The 19130-nt window shown below is 69.3% G+C and carries 11 protein-coding genes and 4 pseudogenes; 7 read left to right on the forward strand and 8 right to left on the reverse strand.

Features of this window, described 5'->3' with window-relative positions:
* Window positions 1–17: 17 nt before the first annotated feature.
* Entirely contained in the window at window positions 18–512 is a 495-nt protein-coding gene (locus tag ACQEVS_RS04690; protein ID WP_433027272.1) for a copper chaperone PCu(A)C, read from the forward strand.
* A gap of 86 nt (window positions 513–598) precedes the next feature.
* Here the strand turns inward: ACQEVS_RS04690 and ACQEVS_RS04695 are convergent, their stop codons facing one another.
* The gene (locus ACQEVS_RS04695) at window positions 599–1192 is read right to left on the reverse strand and encodes a sigma-70 family RNA polymerase sigma factor (RefSeq protein ID WP_004952195.1); all 594 of its coding nucleotides are present in this window, start codon (window positions 1190–1192) and stop codon (window positions 599–601) included.
* A 75-nt stretch (window positions 1193–1267) separates the two neighbouring features.
* Here ACQEVS_RS04695 and ACQEVS_RS04700 point away from each other — a divergent pair, with 75 nt between their 5' ends.
* Entirely contained in the window at window positions 1268–1444 is a 177-nt protein-coding gene (locus ACQEVS_RS04700; RefSeq protein WP_433015593.1) for a zf-HC2 domain-containing protein, read from the forward strand.
* A gap of 235 nt (window positions 1445–1679) precedes the next feature.
* Here ACQEVS_RS04700 and ACQEVS_RS04705 read toward each other — a convergent pair whose 3' ends face one another.
* Window positions 1680–2504 carry a hypothetical protein gene (locus ACQEVS_RS04705; protein WP_433015596.1) on the reverse strand — a complete coding sequence of 275 codons (825 nt, stop codon included), beginning with the start codon at window positions 2502–2504 and terminating at the stop codon, window positions 1680–1682.
* 516 nt (window positions 2505–3020) lie between these two features.
* Here ACQEVS_RS04705 and aceE point away from each other — a divergent pair.
* A complete protein-coding gene (aceE, locus tag ACQEVS_RS04710; protein WP_433015599.1) occupies window positions 3021–5675 on the forward strand; it encodes a pyruvate dehydrogenase (acetyl-transferring), homodimeric type in 2655 nt (884 codons plus the stop codon).
* Window positions 5676–5706: 31 nt separating this feature from the next.
* On the opposite strand, the gene ACQEVS_RS04715 is transcribed toward aceE, so the two are convergent.
* The gene (locus ACQEVS_RS04715; protein WP_433015602.1) at window positions 5707–6078 is read right to left on the reverse strand and encodes a holin; all 372 of its coding nucleotides are present in this window, start codon (window positions 6076–6078) and stop codon (window positions 5707–5709) included.
* A 149-nt stretch (window positions 6079–6227) separates the two neighbouring features.
* Here ACQEVS_RS04715 and exaC point away from each other — a divergent pair, with 149 nt between their 5' ends.
* Complete coding sequence (gene exaC, locus ACQEVS_RS04720) at window positions 6228–7751, forward strand: acetaldehyde dehydrogenase ExaC (protein WP_433015605.1); 1524 nt, start codon at window positions 6228–6230, stop codon at window positions 7749–7751.
* Window positions 7752–8132: 381 nt separating this feature from the next.
* Here exaC and ACQEVS_RS04725 read toward each other — a convergent pair.
* From ACQEVS_RS04725 to ACQEVS_RS04745, 5 genes and pseudogenes are all read right to left on the reverse strand, one after another.
* A pseudogene (locus ACQEVS_RS04725) lies at window positions 8133–8915 on the reverse strand (transposase family protein).
* A gap of 62 nt (window positions 8916–8977) precedes the next feature.
* Complete coding sequence (locus ACQEVS_RS04730) at window positions 8978–9109, reverse strand: hypothetical protein (protein WP_433015608.1); 132 nt, start codon at window positions 9107–9109, stop codon at window positions 8978–8980.
* Window positions 9110–9584: 475 nt separating this feature from the next.
* Window positions 9585–9986 (reverse strand): annotated as a pseudogene (locus ACQEVS_RS04735) (LysR substrate-binding domain-containing protein); the annotation flags it as partial.
* A 44-nt stretch (window positions 9987–10030) separates the two neighbouring features.
* A pseudogene (locus ACQEVS_RS04740) lies at window positions 10031–10253 on the reverse strand (IS5/IS1182 family transposase); the annotation flags it as partial.
* Between the two features lie 955 nt (window positions 10254–11208).
* Window positions 11209–15147: a polymorphic toxin-type HINT domain-containing protein gene (locus ACQEVS_RS04745; RefSeq protein ID WP_433015611.1), complete on the reverse strand. Its 3939-nt coding sequence runs from the start codon at window positions 15145–15147 to the stop codon at window positions 11209–11211.
* A 387-nt stretch (window positions 15148–15534) separates the two neighbouring features.
* On the opposite strand from ACQEVS_RS04745, the gene ACQEVS_RS04750 reads away from it, so the two are divergent.
* From ACQEVS_RS04750 to ACQEVS_RS04760, 3 genes and pseudogenes are all read left to right on the forward strand, one after another.
* Window positions 15535–16050: a hypothetical protein gene (locus tag ACQEVS_RS04750; protein ID WP_433015614.1), complete on the forward strand. Its 516-nt coding sequence runs from the start codon at window positions 15535–15537 to the stop codon at window positions 16048–16050.
* A gap of 124 nt (window positions 16051–16174) precedes the next feature.
* Window positions 16175–17752, forward strand: a complete 1578-nt coding sequence (locus ACQEVS_RS04755) for a S1 family peptidase (RefSeq protein WP_433015617.1) — start codon at window positions 16175–16177, stop codon at window positions 17750–17752.
* A 455-nt stretch (window positions 17753–18207) separates the two neighbouring features.
* A pseudogene (locus tag ACQEVS_RS04760) lies at window positions 18208–19129 on the forward strand (IS5 family transposase).
* Window position 19130 lies beyond the last annotated feature (1 nt).

The following is a 19130-nucleotide window of genomic DNA, read 5'->3' on the forward strand; positions in this document are numbered from 1 at the left end:
CCCCGGAAGGCCGTCGCATGAACAACCCCGTGGCCCAGGCCGCCAAGGCCGCGCTCGTTCCCGTCGCCGCCTGTGTGGTGACCCTCGGCGGCCTCGGCGCCTGGACGGCGTCCGGCGCGGCCGGCCGGCCCGCCGAGGTCGTCGCGGAGGACGCCCGGGTGCTGCTGCCCTTCGACCGCGACGACACGGCCGCGTTCGTGCGGCTCACCAACAAGGGCGACGTGGACGACGAACTCCTGTCCGTCTCCGCGCCGTCGGCGGGTGGCGCGATGTTCGCGCAGACCGTCGTCAAGGACGGGGCGGGGAGCATGCGGATGCTCCGCTCGGTGACCGTGCCCGCCCGGGACGTCGTCGCGATGTCCCCGCACGGCACCGACATCATGGTCAGCCGCCCGCCGCGGCTCGCCGTCGGCGACCGGCTGCCGCTGGTGCTGCGGTTCCGCGAGAGCGGGACGGTCCGGGTGGAGGCGGAAGTGGTGCGGGCGGGGAGCGGGGCGCTGCCGCGCGGCTGACGCGCGCTTTCTCCGTCTCCTGCGGGCCCGCGGGCCCCAAGCGCCGGACGGGCTGAGTGATCAGCCCGTCCGGCGCTCGCGTCATGTCAGGCGGCCCCCGCCCCCGCCAGCACCGGCATCCTCGCCGTGCTCTCCCGTTCCGCCGTCTCCAGCTGGTCGATCAGCGCCTCCCGCGCCCGTGCCACCCGTGAGCGGACGGTGCCGATCGGGCAGCCCGCGACCAGTGCCGCCTCCGCGTACGGCAGGCCGAGGAGCTGGGTGAGGACGAACGCCTCGCGACGCTCGTAGGGCAGCCGGTCCAGCAGTTGCGACAGGGCGACGCCCTCGTCGAAGCCGGGCAGGACGGCGGACTGGGTGCGTTCCGCCGCCGACTGCCAGTCGTCGGTGTCCGACAGCCGCGGCCGGGCCGCGAGGAAGCGGAGCCGGTCCACGACCGTGCGCCGGGCGATGGACAGCAGCCAGGTGCGGGCGGAGGACCGCCCCTCGAAGCGCGGCAGCGAGCGCAGGGCCCGCAGGTACGTCTCCTGCACCAGGTCGTCCGCGCCCTGCGGGTCGTTGCTCAGCCGGGCCACGTACCGGCGGACGTCGGTCTGCGTGGCGCGGATGAACCGTTCCACCGCGTCCGCGTCGCCGCCCCGGGCGGCCAGCGCCCAGGCCGTCACGGTCTCGTCGTCACGCACGGGGGCCTCCCGTGCGGTGGCCTCCCACGCGGGGGCGGTGGAACGGCGCGGCCGGGTGCCGGGGACGATGGCCGGGTGCACTGCAGCGACGTACGTACCGCCCTGTCCGCCCGCGTCGACGGCGAGGCACTTCCGCCGGGCGTCACCGATGTGGCGCTGGAGACGCATGTGCGGGGTTGCGCGGACTGCCACCGGTGGGGCGAACGGGCCCGCCGGCTGAAGGTGGTGGCCGCGCTGCTCGGCGTCGGCTGAGGGGTTCCCGTCCGGCGCGGTGGCCGAGGGAGGGACGTGCCGGCGCGGCGCGTCCTGGTTGCGGGCAGGGGTCATTGCCCGGGGTCCTTCCTGGAGTCCGGGCGTCCGGCCGCGGGCGCGGCGGACGGCCCGGGAACGTGTCACGGCCTGTCCGGCGGCCGTCGGCGGAAGCACCCCGGGAAGCACTCCGAAGGGCCCGCGCGGGGCTACCGGGCGGACACGGGTGGCCGGGGGTTCAGCGGCCGACGGCGAGGGCGGCGGGTGGACCCCTGGTGATCAGGGCGTACGCGTAGAGCAGGCGGCGCAGCCGCTGCGCGGCGCGGCCCAGGCCGGCGCGGACGCGCGGGGGCCGCGGGCCGGGGGCCGCGTCGCGGAAGAGGAGGAGCAGCGGCGCGAAGAGGCGGGCGCCGACGGCCCGTCCGAGCCGGAAGGCGGCCTGTTCGCCGCCGGACAGCCAGAGGCCGCAGATCAGGGCGACGAGCACGTGCGCGGACCACATGCCGACGGGGCCGTGGAGGCCGTGGATGCCCAGCATGTCCATGTGCATGCCGTGCATGCCGCTCATGCCCTGCGTCCCGCTTGCGCCGTGCGTCCCGCCCATGCCTGACGACGACATGCCGCCCATGGACATGCCGGTCAGGCCGCCCATCCCCATGCCGTCCGCCGCCCCGGTGCCCTCGTCGAGGGCTGTCGTGGGCATGGGCCCGCAGGTCAGCCGGGAGAAGAAGCTCAAGGACGGCGGTGCGCCGGAGCCGTGGCCCGCGCCGCCTCCCGCGCGGCCCGCCGCCTCGGAGACGTGCTGGGCCAGCGTGAAAAAGAAGTGCAGGGCCGTCTGCGCGCCGACGGTGGCGAAGGTGATCAGCAGCGGTCCGCGTTCGCGTCCGGCGAGGAACCAGGCGCAGCCGCCCGTGCCGGACAGCGCGGCGGCGATCGCCCACCACGGGACGTCGGTGCCGGACATGAGCGCGTGGCCGAGCGCGGCGAGCAGCACGCAGACCGCCGCGAACATCGCGGCCCGCAGTGCGCGCGGTGCCTGCCCCGCCTGCTGTGCTGCACTCATGACGTGCACATCGTTGCACCCGCGCCGCGCGGCGCGACGGCGGGGTGCGCATGTCCGCGCGTCCGGCCACTCCTGCCGCCGCCCCTGCCGTACTCCCGTCGCTCCCCCGTCGCGCCCGTCCCCCTGCCCTCGCCCGGGCGCGGCTCCGCCCCGTACCGTCCGCCCGGCGGTACGGGGCGGCGGGCCGCCGGCTCGGGGGAAGACCGGCAGTCCTGTCCCGTCGCGCCAGTGGGACTCGCACGCACAGTGTCGCCCGGCGGACGCGGGGCGGGGAACGTGTGCGGGCTCCGGGTTCGGGTGCGCGGATCACACCCCGTGTGGAGGGAGGCAATCCGGTTGCCGTCCCGGCAAGACCGACCCCCCAAAATGATCGATCATCGATCATTACCCACCAGTAACCATTGACCGGCCATCTACCGCCCACCTAGCGTCAACAGATGGCGGAACGAACATTCCGCAGTTCGGAATATGCCCTCCCGGCCGCAGCGCACGGGAAACGCGAAGGGGGGATCACCCATGTCCCAGCTCGACCAGCTGCCCGACCACGACCCTGACGAGGTCGCCGAGTGGCTGGAGTCCCTGGACTCCGCCACCCGGACCGGCGGGCCGCACCGGGCCGCGTACCTGCTGCGGCGGATGACCGAGCACGCCGCGCGCACCGGCGTGGACCTCCCTCCGCTCACACAGACCCCGTACGTCAACACCGTCCCGACCGCCGAGGAGCCGGAGTACCCCGGCGACCAGGACCTGGAACGCCGCATCACCGCCTGGAACCGGTGGAACGCCGCCGCCATGGTGAGCCGCGGCAACCACCGCGCCGGGCTCGGCGGGCACATCGCGACCTACGCCTCGGCCGCCTGGCTCTACGAGACGGGCTTCCAGCACTTCTTCCGCGGCAAGGAGGCCGACGGCAGCGGGGACCAGCTCTTCCTCCAGGGCCACGCCTCCCCCGGCGTCTACGCCCGCGCCTTCCTGGAGGGCCGGATCGGCGCGGACCGGCTCGACCGGTTCCGCCAGGAGGCGGGCGGCGACGGCCTGCCGTCGTACCCGCATCCGCGCCGGCTGCCCTGGTTCTGGGAGTTCCCCACGGTGTCCATGGGCCTCGGCCCGCTCTCCGCGGTCTACCAGGCACGCTTCAACCGCTATCTGGAGCACCGGGGCATCAAGGACACCTCGCGGTCCCGGGTGTGGGCGTTCCTCGGCGACGGCGAGATGGACGAACCCGAGTCGACCGCCGCCCTCGCCCTCGCCGCGCGCGAACGCCTGGACAACCTCACCTTCGTCGTCAACTGCAACCTCCAGCGCCTCGACGGTCCCGTCCGCCCCAACTTCAAGATCGTGCAGGAGCTGGAGGCACAGTTCCGGGCGGCGGGCTGGAACGTCGTCAAGTCCCTGTGGGGCTCCGCGTGGGACGGCGTCCTCGCCCGCGACACCACCGGCGCACTCGTCCGCAGGCTGGGCGAGGTCCCGGACGCCCAGTTCCAGACCTACGCCACCCGGGACGCCGGCTACGTCCGCGACCACTTCTTCGGCACCGACCCGGCGCTGCGCGCGCTCGGCGCCGGGCTGGCCGACGCGGAGCTGCTGGAGCTGTTCGGCGCGTCCCGCGCGGGCCACGAGCCGCGCAAGGTGTACGCCGCCTACCGGGCCGCGGTCGACCACCGGGGCGCGCCGAGCGTCGTCCTCATCCAGACGGTCAAGGGGCACACGCTCGGCCCCGGCTTCGCGTCCCGGAACGCCAACCACCAGATGAAGAAGCTGACGGGCAAGGAGTTCCGCGCCCTGCGGGACCTGCTCGACCTGCCCATCCCCGACCGCGAGCTGGACGGCGACGTGCCGCCGTACGGCCACCCGGGCGAGGACTCCCCCGAGGTCCGCTACCTGCGCGAGCGCCGCGCGGCGCTCGGCGGCCCGGCCCCGGCGCGCAGGGTGGCCGCCGTGGCGCTGCCGGAGCCCCCGGCCAAGCCCTTCGAGGCCCTGGCCAAGGGCTCCGGGACCCAGGAGATCGCCACCACCATGGCGTTCGTCCGGCTGGTCAAGGACCTGATGCGGGACGAGGAGACCGGGCGGCGCTGGGTCCCGGTGGTCCCGGACGAGGCCCGCACCTTCGGCATGGAGTCCCTGTTCCCGTCGGCGGGCCTCTACTCGCCGTCCGGGCAGACCTACGACCCCGTCGACCGCGACCAGCTCCTGTACTACCGGGAGGCGCGGGACGGGCAGATCCTCAACGAGGGGATCACGGAGGCGGGTTCGCTGGCCTCCTTCACGGCCGCCGCCACCTCGTACGCGACGCACGGCGAGCCGATGATCCCGTTCTACATCTTCTACTCGATGTTCGGATGGCAGCGGACCGCCGACCAGTTCTGGTCGCTGGCCGATCAGTTGGGCCGCGGTTTCGTCATCGGAGCGACCGCCGGACGCACCACCATGACCGGCGAGGGCCTCCAGCACGCCGACGGGCACTCGCACCTGATCGCCTCCACCAACCCGGCGGCCGTCGCCTACGACCCGGCGTTCGCGTACGAGGTGGCGGTGATCGTACGCGACGGCCTGCGGCGGATGTTCGGACCGGAACCGGAAGACGTCTTCTACTACCTGACGGTCTACAACGAGCCGAAGGCCCAGCCGCCGATGCCGCCCGGGGTGGAGGAGGGCGTCCTCAAGGGCCTCTACCGCTACCGGGAGGCGGCCGGGGTGCCCGCCGAGGCACCCAGGCTGCAGTTGCTGTCCTCCGGCACGGCCGTCCACTGGGCCCTGGACGCCCAGCGGCTGCTCGCCGACGACTGGGGCGTGGCCGCCGACGTCTGGTCCGCGCCCTCCTGGACGGAGCTGCGCCGCGACGCCCTGGCCTGCGACGCGGCCCGTTTGCGGGGCGAGGAGCGGATCCCGTACGTCACACGGGCACTACGGGGCACCCCGGGACCGGTGTTGGCGGTCAGCGACTGGATGCGGGCGGTTCCCGACCAGATCGCGCCGTGGGTCGAGCAGGACTGGACGTCCCTCGGCACGGACGGGTTCGGCCTCTCCGACACCCGGGAGGCGGCCCGCCGGCACTTCGGCGTCGACCCCGGATCGATCGCGGTGGCGGCGCTGGACGCGCTGGCGCGCCGGGGCGAGGTGAAGCCGGAGACGGTACGGGAGGCGGCGGCACGGTACGGGGCGGCCGGCTGAGGCGCGGGGGTCAACCACCGCCGATGCGGCCCTACTTGCCGGGCCGACCGGCCTGGCTCCCCGCCGAGCCTTCCTTCCCTGACTCCCCTGACTTCCCTGACTTCCCCGCTTGCCCCGTCTTCCCGGCCTTCCCCGTTTCTCCCGCCCTTCTTGCCGTCCCGGCGGCGGAGCGCTTGCTCCGCCGCCGGCTCGGCAGCCAGGCCACGCTGTCGTCGTCCCCGACGTACCGCCCGATCGCTCCCTTGATCACCGAGAGGGCGGCAGGCAGGGCCGCGATGGCGGCGGCCTTGAGCGCGGAAACGTCGGTCAGGTCGAACCCGTCGGCGATGAGCAGGCCGAGAAAGGTGGTCAGGTAGGCGGCGATGGTGCGCTCGGCTATGTCGGCGAGCACCTTCTTGTTCATGGGTCCGTCCGTCTCTTTCGGTCGCTCTCGGTGAGGTCTGATGATGTGTACACCACACCGGCGGGGCCTACCGCAAGCCGTGGGTGGGTAGCGATCCGGCGTCGCCGCCCGTGACGGCACGGGCGGCCGTGCCCGAGGAGGTGGGCCGCATGGCCCGTTACGCGTCCCCCGGCTCCCCCGACGCCGTGGTCTCGTACCGCCCGCGTTACGACCACTGGATCGGCGGCGAGTACCGTACGCCCGCCCGGGGCGGCTACTTCGAGAACCCGACGCCGGTGAACGGCGAGCCCTTCACCGAGGTCGCGCGGGGCACCGCCGAGGACGTCGAACGCGCCCTGGACGCCGCCCACGCCGCGGCCCCCGCCTGGGGCCGCACGGCGCCGGCCGAGCGCGCGGCGGTCCTGCTCCGCATCGCGGACCGCATGGAGGAGCACCTGGAGGCGCTCGCCGTCGCGGAGTCGTGGGAGAACGGCAAGCCCGTCCGCGAGACGCTGGCCGCGGACATACCGCTGGCCGTCGACCACTTCCGCTACTTCGCGGGCGCCCTGCGCGCCCAGGAGGGCGGCCTGTCCGAGCTGGACGAGGACACCGTCGCGTACCACTTCCACGAACCGCTCGGCGTGGTCGCCCAGATCATCCCGTGGAACTTCCCGCTCCTGATGGCCGCGTGGAAACTCGCCCCGGCCCTCGCCGCCGGCAACGCGGTCGTCCTGAAACCGGCCGAGCAGACACCGGCGTCGATCCACGTCTGGCTGGACCTCGTCGCCGACCTCCTGCCGCCGGGCGTGCTGAACGTCGTGAACGGCTTCGGGGTCGAGGCCGGCAAACCGCTGGCGTCCAGCCCGCGCGTAGCCAAGATCGCCTTCACGGGCGAGACCACGACCGGCCGCCTGATCATGCAGTACGCCTCGGAGAACCTGCGCCCGGTCACCCTCGAACTGGGCGGCAAGAGCCCCAACATCTTCTTCGACGACGTCTCCGCCGCCGACGACGACTTCCGCGACAAGGCCCTCGAAGGCTTCACGATGTTCGCCCTCAACCAGGGCGAGGTCTGCACCTGCCCGTCCCGCGCCCTGATCCAGCGCGGCCACTACGCGGACTTCCTCGCGGCCGGCATCGCCCGCACCGAGGCGATCGTCCCCGGCCACCCGCTGGACACGGACACGATGATCGGCGCCCAGGCGTCCAACGACCAACTGGAGAAGATCCTCTCCTACTTCGACATCGGCAGACAGGAGGGCGCCCGCGTCCTCACCGGCGGCCACCGCCTCGACCCGGGCGGCGACCTCAAGGGCGGCTACTACGTCGAACCCACCATCTTCGAGGGCACCAACCGCATGCGCGTCTTCCAGGAGGAGATCTTCGGCCCCGTCGTCGCCGTCACCCCCTTCACCGACTTCGACGACGCCATGGCCCTGGCCAACGACACCCTCTACGGCCTCGGCGCCGGCGTCTGGACCCGCGACGGCACCACCGCCTACCGCGCCGGCCGCACCCTCCAGGCGGGCCGCGTCTGGACCAACTGCTACCACCAGTACCCGGCGCACGCCGCCTTCGGCGGCTACAAACAGTCGGGCATCGGCCGGGAGGGGCACCGGATGATGCTGGACCACTACCAGCAGACGAAGAATCTCCTCGTCTCCTACTCCCCGAAGAAGCTGGGCTTCTTCTAGGGGCACAAGAAAAGGCGCCTGACCTTGGCTTTTGCCCGTCAGACGCCTTCCCCTCGCCCCGCTCGAAGCCAGGACCGGTTTGCGCTGTAACTCCCAGTTCCTCCCACCGCTATCCCGCTCCTGACCAGCCCTTCCGGGACCAGTCGCGGACCAAAACCCCGTTCACCTCGCAGGCGACGAGCCCTGACTGACGCGGTCCCACTCCTCCAGGGACTGCTCAATGAGCGGTGTGCATCGTGAAGTAGCAGGTCACGAGCCTCGTGTGCGTCGCCCTCGGGGTGCTCACGCTGGTTGTGGGCGGGTGACTTGGGTGAAGATCGTCGGTCGGCGCGCGACTTCTCGGTTCGTCAGGACCAGCAGGGCCCGCACCAGTGCGGTCGCCTACCTCGGGTCGGTGCGGACCTTGGCCGGGCACGCGCCAGTTCTTCAGGTGCGCGAAGCCGTGCTCGGCTGGCGCCCGGACCGCGGCCGGCGCCTTGTTGGACAGCTTCTGCCCCCTGCTCAGGGGCCGGTTGCGGGCCGCCTTGTAGCCGGTGATCACCGCCGGGTCCGCGTCCGGACCACTGTCATCGAGGCCGACGAAGCCCAGGTCGGCGATCGCGCCGAGGCCGGCCGCGCGCAGATGGGCGGTCAGTTTGTCGTGGCGGCACGCGGTGATCTCCAAGGTGCGTCCCGGCCGGACCGCGCTCACCCAGACCAGGCGGCCCTTGTCGTCGGTGAGCGCGATCACGAGCAGGCCGTGGACTTGTGCTTGCCGGAGTAGTTTTTCCGGTCCTCGGTCCCGGTGCGGCGGCGGGTGCGGATCAGGGAGCCGTCCAGCAGGACCACCCCGCCACCCGATCGGGCGATCTTCCTCAGCGCGCGGTCCAGGCGCGGGGCGCGGGCGGCCAGCAGCCCGACGACTTCCCGCACCCACCGGGACACCGTGGTGCGGTGGACCCCGTTCCCGCCAGCCAGGTCGCCGGGCCGCTGGTCACAGCGCAGTACCGCCAGCACGATCCCGGCGATCTTCCCCGCGGACAGGGCCCGCGACCGCGATCCGATCTTCTTGCAGTGGCCGCGTATCAGGTCGGCGAGCCAGTTCAAGGTGGCGCTCGACAGCGGCAGCCGGGCGGCGCAGACAAGACCGTCGGGGCCCTCGGCGAGGCTGCTGTCTTTCTTCACACCAAACTCAACTGCCGCCGGAGGACTCCAGTTATGCCCGGTCGGCGTGCCCGCCGGACCGGCTACAGGCGCGCGGTGAACTTCCCGTCGGCGCGCTTGTGCAGCCAGCCGCGGTCTGCAAGCTTGACCAGCTTCGCCCGCGACGGCTCCAACTTCCCGCGTACCTCCATCTGAAGGCCCAGCTCCTCACCCACAGCCCGCACCTGTACCGGACCGCCGGCGGCCCGCACGACCGCCAGGATCCGGGAAGCGCGCCCTCGTCGGGGTTCTCGCACCGCTGCGGGACCAGCAGCACCGCACGCCCCGCCACTTGTGCCGACACCGGTGCGGCAGCAGCCCGCTCCCCAGCGATCTGCTCACCCATCCGCGCCAGGACCCGCTCGGCGACCGCGAGTTCGTCCCGCTCTGCCCTCACCTCGTCCAGCTGCTTGACCAGTTGTTCTTCCAGCCCGTCCAGTTCCGCGCGGCGCGCGGTGATCCGTTCCAGTACCGCGGGGTCCACCATGCCCGGGAGCGTAGGAGCATCGCGGGCCGGAACGGGCCAGAACCCGCGAAGACCTCCCTGCCCGATGATCTACACGGCAGGCTGCCGCGCGCGACCAGCACGAGCACCGGAGTACAGAATCACACCAGGCCCGTGACCTGCTACTTCACGATGCACACCACTCAGTAGGCGCCGATATGGCTTCGGGTGACGAAGTCGGCGCTCAGGAGCGTCAGTTGCTGCCGGCCGAGATCCTGTGCCGGCGTGGGCTGGCGGCCGGTGGCGGGGGCGTGCTGTGCTCTGGTTACGAGGCTGCGGGTCTCGGTGGACAGCGGCGTGGCGCTGATGCCGGGCGGGTGGGGCCCGGTAAAGGCGATGCCGAGGTCGATCTCGTCGTCGGCCAGGCCGGCCCCGATGCGGTCTTGGGTCGCTTCGGTGACGGTCAGGGTGATGCCGGGGTGGCGGGCGTGGAGCTCGGCGACGACCGAGCCGACGAGGTAGGCGGTGAACGTCGGGGTGACCGCGAGGCGGAGGTGGCCGCGCGAGAGGTCCTGCACGTCGTGGACGGCTCGTTCGGCAGCGGCGAGGTGAGGTTGTGATCAGTCGGGTGTCTTGAGGAGGTCGTTGATCCACCTGCTGCCGCCTGCGCGAACGTCTCGTTCTTCCGCAGATGCGCCAGCACCAGCAGGGCCTGATTGAAGCAGCCCAGCCTCCGACCTCTCGAGTTGAGCTCGAGCCGGCGGGCGTGGATCAGCCACGAGACATGCTCGACAAGCTCGTGCGGGACATCGAGCGTGGAAGAATACGGAACCAACAGGGCCCCTTGGACGCTGCGTGATGAGTGGAATCACCACGACAACGACAAGGGGCCCTGCCACGTCACCCCACCTGACCTCCCGTTTCACCCCTCAAGAGCCAAGATGAAAAAGGCTCAGTGACTGTGCGGCTCGTGATCCGGATCGACCCGGCAGACCACTTTGTGATCGGCGCGGCCGACTGCATCTTCTGGTCCTCTGGCACGTCCTCACGATCGCAGTACAGCCGAGGGGACGCGAACCCTATTCCGCAGGTCTCATGGCGCAGGTGGAGGCCACCATAGCCGACATCACGAGTTGAGGTTCAGTGCCATAGCACTGATACCCCCGTGACCCATCAACACCAGGCAGGAAAGGGTCGGCGACGCTCCTGATGGCCCGTACGTCACAGCAGCCGCTGCTGACCCAGCCGCCAAAGCCTCGAGGAGCCCTTGCCGGAGTGACTCTGGCAAGGGCTCCAAGTATCACCCTGCACTCATTCAGATAAAGGCCCTATTCCGGCAAGATCTGCTGAATCACCGGATTCGCAGCCAATCCAGGGACCTCTGATGTCAGACACGAATGCGCCTGACGACGGAAACTGGAGAAAACACTCGCGAGCTCTCCACGCTCGACGGTAACCCGCCAGGGACGGCACGACGATGTTACGACAACGTGGCTCCCGTCGCAATGCAGGCGGACAACCTCTTCGCTCTCTGTGAAGCCGAACTCTGCGTCTTCTCCTGCTGAAATACGCCTCTCCGCCCAAGAGAGCGAAAGAGCTAGATCCACGAGCGTCACAAATCTTCTCCCGGAGATGACTTCCACACCGTCTATGGTCATATTGACATTGACGCCGAAGCACTTGTATCGGAGGTCGATTTCCGCGAGACTCGCAGGCTCCCACCCGCGCTTCGCAATCTCCCAGGTCCTGCGCCATGGAGAATTCCGCTCCGGGATAGAGAAGGAAAGGTGAACCATGATTTTTTTTCCTCACTCGCAGGCGCTCTGTCGTCTAGAACGGGAAAGCGGTGACAACTTTCCCATCCTTCACGACTACACGGATTCTAGTCAAGTCCCCGCCCCCATTTGCCGGACCAGCCTTACCCACGACACTACCGAAGTCCCATTCGTAAATATGCCCCGGGCGCCCTTGAGTGTTTGACTTTGGGGTGCCGCGATTTATGGTCTCAATTATTCTCCGGCGCACCTTCTTATCCTTTCCTATAAGGATGCCCGCCTCGTCGTCGATCAGCGCACCACCGGGTCGATGGCGGTCCACAATGTGCTGCCAGTCCCCGTTCTCGAGAGCTGCGGTTCCGCAAAGAACATTCGAGTTGTGAACGAGGACCGGCGTGGCGCCCGCTAGCACATAGTACGTATGGAGGTCGTCGACGGTGAGGTTGTATGTGCGGGCATGGTGGTAGTAGGCGTGGTTGGCCTTGACTTGGGCGATGGCTCCGCCACTGGTGCGGAGGATGGTTCCGGGGGTAAGCGCGCGAGCGGGGAGCCAGCGGTGTCTGTCGGGTACCCAGACGGGGTGCTCGTGAGTGGCGGTCAGCTTTGCCAGGCCGTTGGGGGTTGTGATCGTCAGTTCGTTGAAGTGTTTGTCGCTGTCGGTGACGATCGTGCGGGTGACCCGGCGGGGGGCGGTTTGGCTGGTGAGTGGGTCGGTTGCAAGGACCTGGTCACCTATCTTGATGTTCTCGATGTTGCGGGTGGAGCGGTCGCCCATGAGGACTTTGGTGCCGGCCAGGAAGCACTTGCAGCCAGACAGACGACGTCCCCTACCTGCTGTCTTTCCAACCTCCTTTTCGACCTCCTTTTTGCCCCACTTGCCGAAGACCCACTTTCCGCCCTTGGCGGCCCACTTGGCGCCCTTCCCGCCCGGGCCCGGGATGAGTTCAGCGCAGTCGAGGTTTATTCCAGGGTCATGGAAGCACCCAGATATGCCACTCAGTGGTGTGATCTTGGCGATGACGCCGGCAACCCCCGTCCAGCATCCGGGGTCCCACTTGGGGCACTTCTTCTCCTCCTGGCCGCCGGCCTGTTCCTCGACGCTTTTGTACTGAAGAAGTTTGTTGGCCAGCTCTGACGAGGCGCCGGCGATCTTGTCCTGGGCCTCTCTCATGGCCTTTTCCGCGGCCTTCAGGTCACGGACACGAATCTTGATCTTGGTGATGGCGTCCTTCGCCGCGGCGGCGTCCTGGCCCGCCTGTGCGGCGGACTGGCGGGCGTCCGCGGCGGCGGCGTAGGCCGTATCAGCCGAGTCATGGGCCCAGCGAGCCGATTCAGTGGCCCTTGCGGCGTAGACTTCTGCGGCTTCTGCGTCAGCCGCCGCTGCTTGTGCCGCTTGACCAGCGGCTCGTGCGGATTTCGCGGCTTCGGCGGCCGAGGCTTCGGCCGCCTTGGCGTACTGGCGTGCCTGGCCGGCGAAGCTGTTGGCCTGGCCGGCGTATTCCTTGGCCTGTTTGGCAGCGGCGTCCGCTTCCGTGCTGGCCCTCGCGGCCTGAGCCGCGACGACCGCGGCGTGGGCTGCGTTCTCCTGGGCGAGAGCCGCCGTCTGGGCGGCGCCCGCGATCAGTTGCTGCACGGTGGCGACGTGGGTGGCCGTAAGGTTGTCCAGACGCGCGGCGGCGTACTGGCCGGTCTCGATGAACTGGTGCAACAGTTCCGGCGGGCTTTCGAGCGCGACCTTGGCGGCTGCCTTGACCTCGGGCCCACCAGTGTTGATGAGCTGGGCGGCACTGGTGCGTTCGTCGGCTTCGCGGGCGATGTGCTGCGTGCGGTTGAGGAATTCGCGGAGTTTGTCGGCGGAGCTGTCCAGCAGCGCGTCCTGGCCGGCCTTCTTCAGCTCCGGGCCCGCGGTGTGTACGATCTGCGCTACGCGCAGGCGGTAGTCGCCCAGAGCGGCCTCGTGCTGACCGGTGCGCAGGAACTCGGATACCTGCTTCGCGTCGCCCTTGAGTGCTTCCTTGGCCGCTTTGCGGACCGATTCCAGTCCGCTGTCCTCGGCGAGGTGCTGGACATCGGCGCGCTCGTCCTCCTGCCGGGCCTCCTGCCGCCCGGTCCGCAGGTACTCGACCACATCGTCGTCAGAACCCGCGAGGGCGAGCTTGGCGGCGGCCTGGCTCCAAGGGCCCGCGGTCTTCAGCGAACGCAAGGCGACCTTGCGGCCCTTGGCTGCGGCCTCCTTGACCTCGACGCCGGGCTTGGCCGCTTCGACGGCGAGGCGGTCGGCCTCCTCGTCAAGCTCCCTGCGCTCCTTGTCGGCGCGCTCCACCTCGGCTTGACGCCGCTCTCCCTCGATCCGAAGGACCCGGGCCTGATCGACCCTGGCAGCGGTGCGGGCCCTGAGTTCCTCAGCCTCGACCTTGCGGGCGACACCCTCCACCTTGCGCGCGGTCTTCACCGCGTCAAGCGCGGCGTTAGCCGCCTTCTTGGCCTCCGCGGCATGGGCGGCCGACTGCTTGGCAGCGGTCGACGACTCCCCGGCGTGCTTGGCAGCCTCCTCTGCCGCCTTGCCGGCATTACGGGCGTGCGTGGCCGCCGAGTCCGCGGCCTTCGCCGCCTCGTCCGCCGCGGCCGCCGACTCACGGGCCAGCGCCTGCGACTGCTGGGCCGCACGAGCCGATTCAGCCGCACGGCTACGAGCGGTCGCCGCCCACTGCCGAGCCTGGGCCGCCTCCGCGTCGGCCACTCCGGCAAGGCCACCGGCCCGGTCCGCCTCGCCTGCCGCCACCTGCGCGTTGGCGCTGGCACTCGCGGCCGCACCCGCAGCCTTCTCGGCAGCCTTCGACGCGACACCCACCTGCTTCGCGGCATCCCTGGCCAGGTCGGCTGCCTTCGCGGCCGCGTAGGCGTTCTCGGCAGCCTTGCGCGCGTCGCCCGCCCGACCCGCATCCTTCGCCGCGTTGGCGGCGGCATTGCGCGCCCGTGCCGCGGCCTCGGCGGCACCAGCAGCGGCAGCCGCAGCGTTCGCCGCGGCGGTGGAGGCCATCCGCGCCGCGTAATTGGCCGCCTGTGCCGCGCCGATGGCCTCTTGAGCGGCGTTGGCGGCGCCCTGCGCCGCGGTCGCGGCCTGACGAGCCGAGCGTGCCGCGCGGGCTGTGTCCTTGCCCGCCGCCTGGGTTTCCTCGGCGGCCTTCTTCGCTTGCTGCTTAGCGAGATCAGAGGCCTTCATGGCCCGTTCGGAAGCCCGTTCCGCCGCCTCTGTCTGGCGCTTGGCCACCTGACCGGCTTCCTTCGCCCGCTGCGCGAGCTGGGCAACACTGGCCCGTTCCTGATCGCGCATGCCGGCGATGTGCTGGCCCACGGCAAGGAACTCACGGACGTCCTCGGGCGATCCCTTCAACGCGACCTGAGCAGCCTCCTTCGTGGCAGGGCCACCGGTTCCCAGGATCTGGACCAGACGGAGCCGCTCATCGGCCTCGCGCGCGATGAACTGCTTGTCTTCCAAGAACGCGGCCATGTCGTCGGCCGTCCCCAGAAGCGCCTTCTGGCCAGCTTCTTTGAGGGTAGGGCCGCCCTCGTTGATCGCCTGCGTGACCAGGATGCGCTGGTCGGCCTCGAAGGGAGTCTGCCACCCCTCCGTGAGGAACTTCGTTATCTCCTCGTCCGACCCTTCGACCAGAACCTTCTGAGCAGCCTCACGCAACGTCGGCCCGCCCATGTTATAAATCTGGGCCGTCGCAACACGCTCATCCCCGAGCTGGGCCAGCTTCTCCTCGCGGTCGAGGAAGCGACGCACGTCCTCATCGGAGCCGAGGAGCGCTGCCTCAGCTGCCGCCTTAACGCCCGGCCCGCCGGTCAACCACCGTTCGACCACAATGCCGCGGTCGGTGTTCCAGAGCTCATCAGAGATGTCGAAATCATCTGGGTCCCACTCATCCGCCCCTCTGGCCGGAGTAGTACCAAGCAGTCCGGCGAGAAGCGCCAAGGGCAACAAGGTCATGCACAGCAGACGTATGACGAACGCAGGCGCGCTCCTCATCCTCTTCAAGCAAGGTCTATATCTCACGAGCTACCTTCATGAATTAGCCAAAGCGAACTGACGCGCAGTCAGGGTCACTGGAGATAGTAGTCGGAGGATGGTTGGTCACCACATGGAGCGTCTGGAACAGGCCAACCCCCACGGAGGCAAAGTGGGCAGCGTTAAGCAGTGGAGTGTCGTCGCGTCAAGTCGGATGACCCCAAACTGTAGGGAGTCGAGACTGATGCCACATCAGAAACATGCAACTAGCACCTTACCTAGATGATAGATTCGATCAGCACCGCTCTCACCCCGTGCGTGATGCGGCTTCCCTTGCCCCTGATCCTCTCCGCCGAAAGGAAGACCCCCGTGAGATCCCTCCTGCGCGGAACACGTGTTGCCGTTTCTACCGGAGTTGCGTCTGTCGCGCTGGTCGTAGGCGCTACCACCAGCACGGCAGCTCCCTCGACAGTTCCCGCTGGCAATCCAGCCCTGTCCTATGCAGTTGAGGGCTTCGAGTACCCCAACGCGGCGAACATCCTCAAAGAGCGCGGAATCGCGCTCCGCAAGGGTGACGGCCACATTCTGCTGTCCGACTGCGCTGTGACGCAGGACATCGTGGTCAACACCAACAACCTGGACAACGTTGACCGCGGAAAATACTGCTTCAAGGTCACGGGGACCGGAAAGACCGGTCAACTCACGCTGGAGGTACCGAAGGTCATCTCCATCACCGCCGGGAATTACCTCGTCCAGGCCAGTCTCACCAGCGAGGGCCAGACTACCGAGGTCGGAGTGCCGAAGTATGACACCACCGTGGTCGGCCAGGGCGCCAACCCGACGGGAAATCCCGCCGTCCTGGTCAAGCTGCGCGTCAAGGGCTGACACAGCCTTCAACCTCACGCGGCCCGGCTCACGAACCACTCAATCCGGCCATCGCGTGACTTCCCGCACCACTACTTCGCTGAGGAATAACAGAATGCCTGGCATACGTCCGCGCGCTGCGTGGATGACCGGACTTGCCGTATCCGCTGTAACGGCGGCCCTGCTGTCAGCCGCCCCCGCGCACGCGGTGGTCGGCGAGCCGGCCAAGGACGACACGTTCACGTTCACGGCCAAGCTCGACATCGGAGGCGAGCGCAGCTGCTCGGCCGCGCTGGTGGGGGAGCAGTGGCTGGTCACCGCCGCCAGCTGCTTCGCCGACGACCCCGCAAAGAGTCTGGCAGTGCAGGCGGGCACTCCGAAGATGCGTACGATCGCCACCATCGGCCGCACCGACCTCACCCGTGGCGGCGGCAGCGTAGCGGAGGTCGTCGAACTCGTCCCCCGTACCGACCGCGACGTGGTCATGGCACGACTGGCCACGCCGGTCGACGGCATCGCCCCCGTCGGCCTCAGTGCCAACGCCGTACTGCCGGGTGAGGGCCTCTGGGTCGCGGGCTATGGACGGACCCATGACGAGTGGGTCCCCGACCGGCTGCACCACGCACGATTCACCGTGGACACGGTGAAGAGCACCTCGATCGACCTGTCCGGCAAGACCCCCAACGCCGCCGTCTGCCAGGGGGACACCGGCGGGCCGGCCTTCCGAGAGATCGGCGGCCGCTACGAACTGGCAGGCATCAACAGCATGTCAGGTCAAGGCGGCTGCTTCGGCACTGACGAAACCGTCACCAGCAGGACCGCTGCGAACACCCGGGTCGATGACATCACCGGATGGATCCGCTCCGTCGCCTACCGGGATGTTCTCAAGCAGGCCGACTGGAAGAACGTCGCCCACCTGGCCTCCGGCCGTTTCACCAACGCCTCCGGCGCGGCGGCCAAGCGCCGCATGGACCTGTTCGTCATCTGGAAGGACGGCTCGGCCAGCATTTTTCCCGGAACGGACAGCACCGACCCCAAGACACCGTTCTCGGGCGAACACAAAGTGGCCAAGGCCGGCAGCGACTGGAAGTACGCCCGCGCCATCGCCGCGGGCAACTTCGCCGGCAGCGGCACCGACGGACTCTTCGTACGGTGGGTGGACGCCGAGGTGACCGAGTACGGACACCTCGACCTGAAGGGCGCCCACGACGAGAGGACCCTGAAGAAGAAGCTGAAACTGGACCCCAAGAACTTCTGGAACAACGCCCGGCTGATCACCATCGGCAACTACAGCGGCAACGGCCTACGCGACGACGTCCTGGTCCTGTGGGAAAACGGCTCCACCTCGCTGTACACCGACATCCACAGCAAGGAACTGAACGGCTACAGCCAACTTTCCCCGGCGGCCGACTCCTGGAAGAACGCCATCCAGATCAGCGCGGGCGAGTTCAACGGCAAGCCGACCTCCGACCTGCTCATCCAGTGGAAGGACGGCGAGACCAGCGTCTTCCCGGGCGTCGACGCCAAGGGCTACCACGGCCGCACCAAAATCCGCGACGCAGGCACCGCTTGGAAGAACGCCCACATCCTGACCACCGGCGCCTTCACCCACAACGACGACCGCGTCAACGACATCCTGATCAGCTGGAACAACGGAAACCTCGGCCTCTACCCCGACGTCGACGCAAACGGCGACCACGGCGGCATCGAACTCCTCAAGTGACCTTGCCTAACTGACTGCCTGAGCATAGAGACGACAACCACTATCCCGGTGCAAGTCAGGAAGGTGAGAAGGGTTCGGGCGCGCGCTGCTGCTACGAGCGGTGCGCGCCCGAACCCGTTGCAGAGCGGCAGTAGCTCACGGGCCGGAATGGGCGCCGTTGCTCGAACCGACGAAGCTCATCCGGATGCGCGGCGACGACCACACGTTGCGTCGACCGCTTGGGGTGCACAAAGGGGTACACAGTCCCCGAAGACGAAGACCTCCATCGGCGCACCCTCGAAGGAACCGCTGCGATCAAGAGCAGCAGGACGAATGGACGAAGGTGCGGACCAGTTCCAGTCCACCGATGAGCAGCCCCGCCGAACCTGCGCAGAAAGCGGTGGCGTCCGCTAGGCAGTGTCTGATGGCTCTTGCCTGGATGGTGGATCTGCCGCCGTTGCGGGCAGGAGCCTGGCATGGTGCGGCGGCATGAACTGACCAACGCTCAATGGGAACGCATCGCTGCGCTGCTGCCCGAAGGGGGCGGGCCTGGCGGGCGGTGGGCCGATCACCGCACGGTGGTCAACGGTGTGCTGTACCGCACGCGGACCGGGATTCCCTGGCGTGACCTGCCCGAACGCTACGGTCCCTGGCAGACGGTCTACGAGCGCCACCGGCGCTGGTCGGCCGACGGCACCTGGGTGAAGATCCTGCGCGCGCTGCAAGCAGGCTCTGACACCAGTGCCCGGGACGCGGACGGTTCCTGGGCGGTCAACGCCGACTCCACCACCTGCCGGGCCCACCAGCATGCGGCCGGAGCCCGGCGGCGTCCCCCTGCCGACTATCCGCAAAAGGGGGCGGCGCCCGTGAGGAGGCGGGGGGACGTGAGGCGCTGGGACGATCCCGGGGCGGACTGACCTGCAAGATCCACCTGCTGGCGGACGACCGGTGCCGGCCCCTGGTCTGGCTGACCTCACCCGGCCAGCGCGGGGACAGCCCGATGTTCATCCCGCTCATACGGGCTTTGAAAGTGACCCGGACCGGGAAGGGCCGGCCCCGCACCCGCCCTGACCGGGCCCGTGGCGACAAGGCGTACTCCAGCCGCGCCAACCGTGCCTACCTGCGGCAACGCGGTATCAAGGCCACGATCGCGCAACCGGATGACCAGCGTGCCAACCGCCGCCGGCGAGGCCGGGCCGGAGGACGTCCCCCGGCCTTCGACCGCGAGCAGTACCGCCGACGCAACACCGTTGAACGCTGCATCGGCAAACTCAAGCAACACCGGGCCGTGGCGACCAGGTACGACAAACGTGACTCATCTTCCGCGGCACCCTGGCCACCGCCGCCATCGTCATCTGGCTCCGCGACCTCATCAAAGAGCCATCAGACACTGCCTAGC

This window comes from Streptomyces sp. CA-181903 (assembly GCF_050937075.1).
GTDB lineage: Bacteria > Actinomycetota > Actinomycetes > Streptomycetales > Streptomycetaceae > Streptomyces.

Coding starts and splice junctions, on each gene's coding strand:
- ACQEVS_RS04690 (WP_433027272.1), top strand. CDS start 18: ATGAACAACCCCGTGGCCCAGGCCGCCAAGGCCGCGCTCGTTCCCGTC.
- ACQEVS_RS04705 (WP_433015596.1), bottom strand. CDS start 2,504: ATGAGTGCAGCACAGCAGGCGGGGCAGGCACCGCGCGCACTGCGGGCC.
- aceE (WP_433015599.1), top strand. CDS start 3,021: ATGTCCCAGCTCGACCAGCTGCCCGACCACGACCCTGACGAGGTCGCC.
- ACQEVS_RS04715 (WP_433015602.1), bottom strand. CDS start 6,078: ATGAACAAGAAGGTGCTCGCCGACATAGCCGAGCGCACCATCGCCGCC.
- exaC (WP_433015605.1), top strand. CDS start 6,228: ATGGCCCGTTACGCGTCCCCCGGCTCCCCCGACGCCGTGGTCTCGTAC.
- ACQEVS_RS04745 (WP_433015611.1), bottom strand. CDS start 15,147: ATGACCTTGTTGCCCTTGGCGCTTCTCGCCGGACTGCTTGGTACTACT.
- ACQEVS_RS04755 (WP_433015617.1), top strand. CDS start 16,175: ATGACCGGACTTGCCGTATCCGCTGTAACGGCGGCCCTGCTGTCAGCC.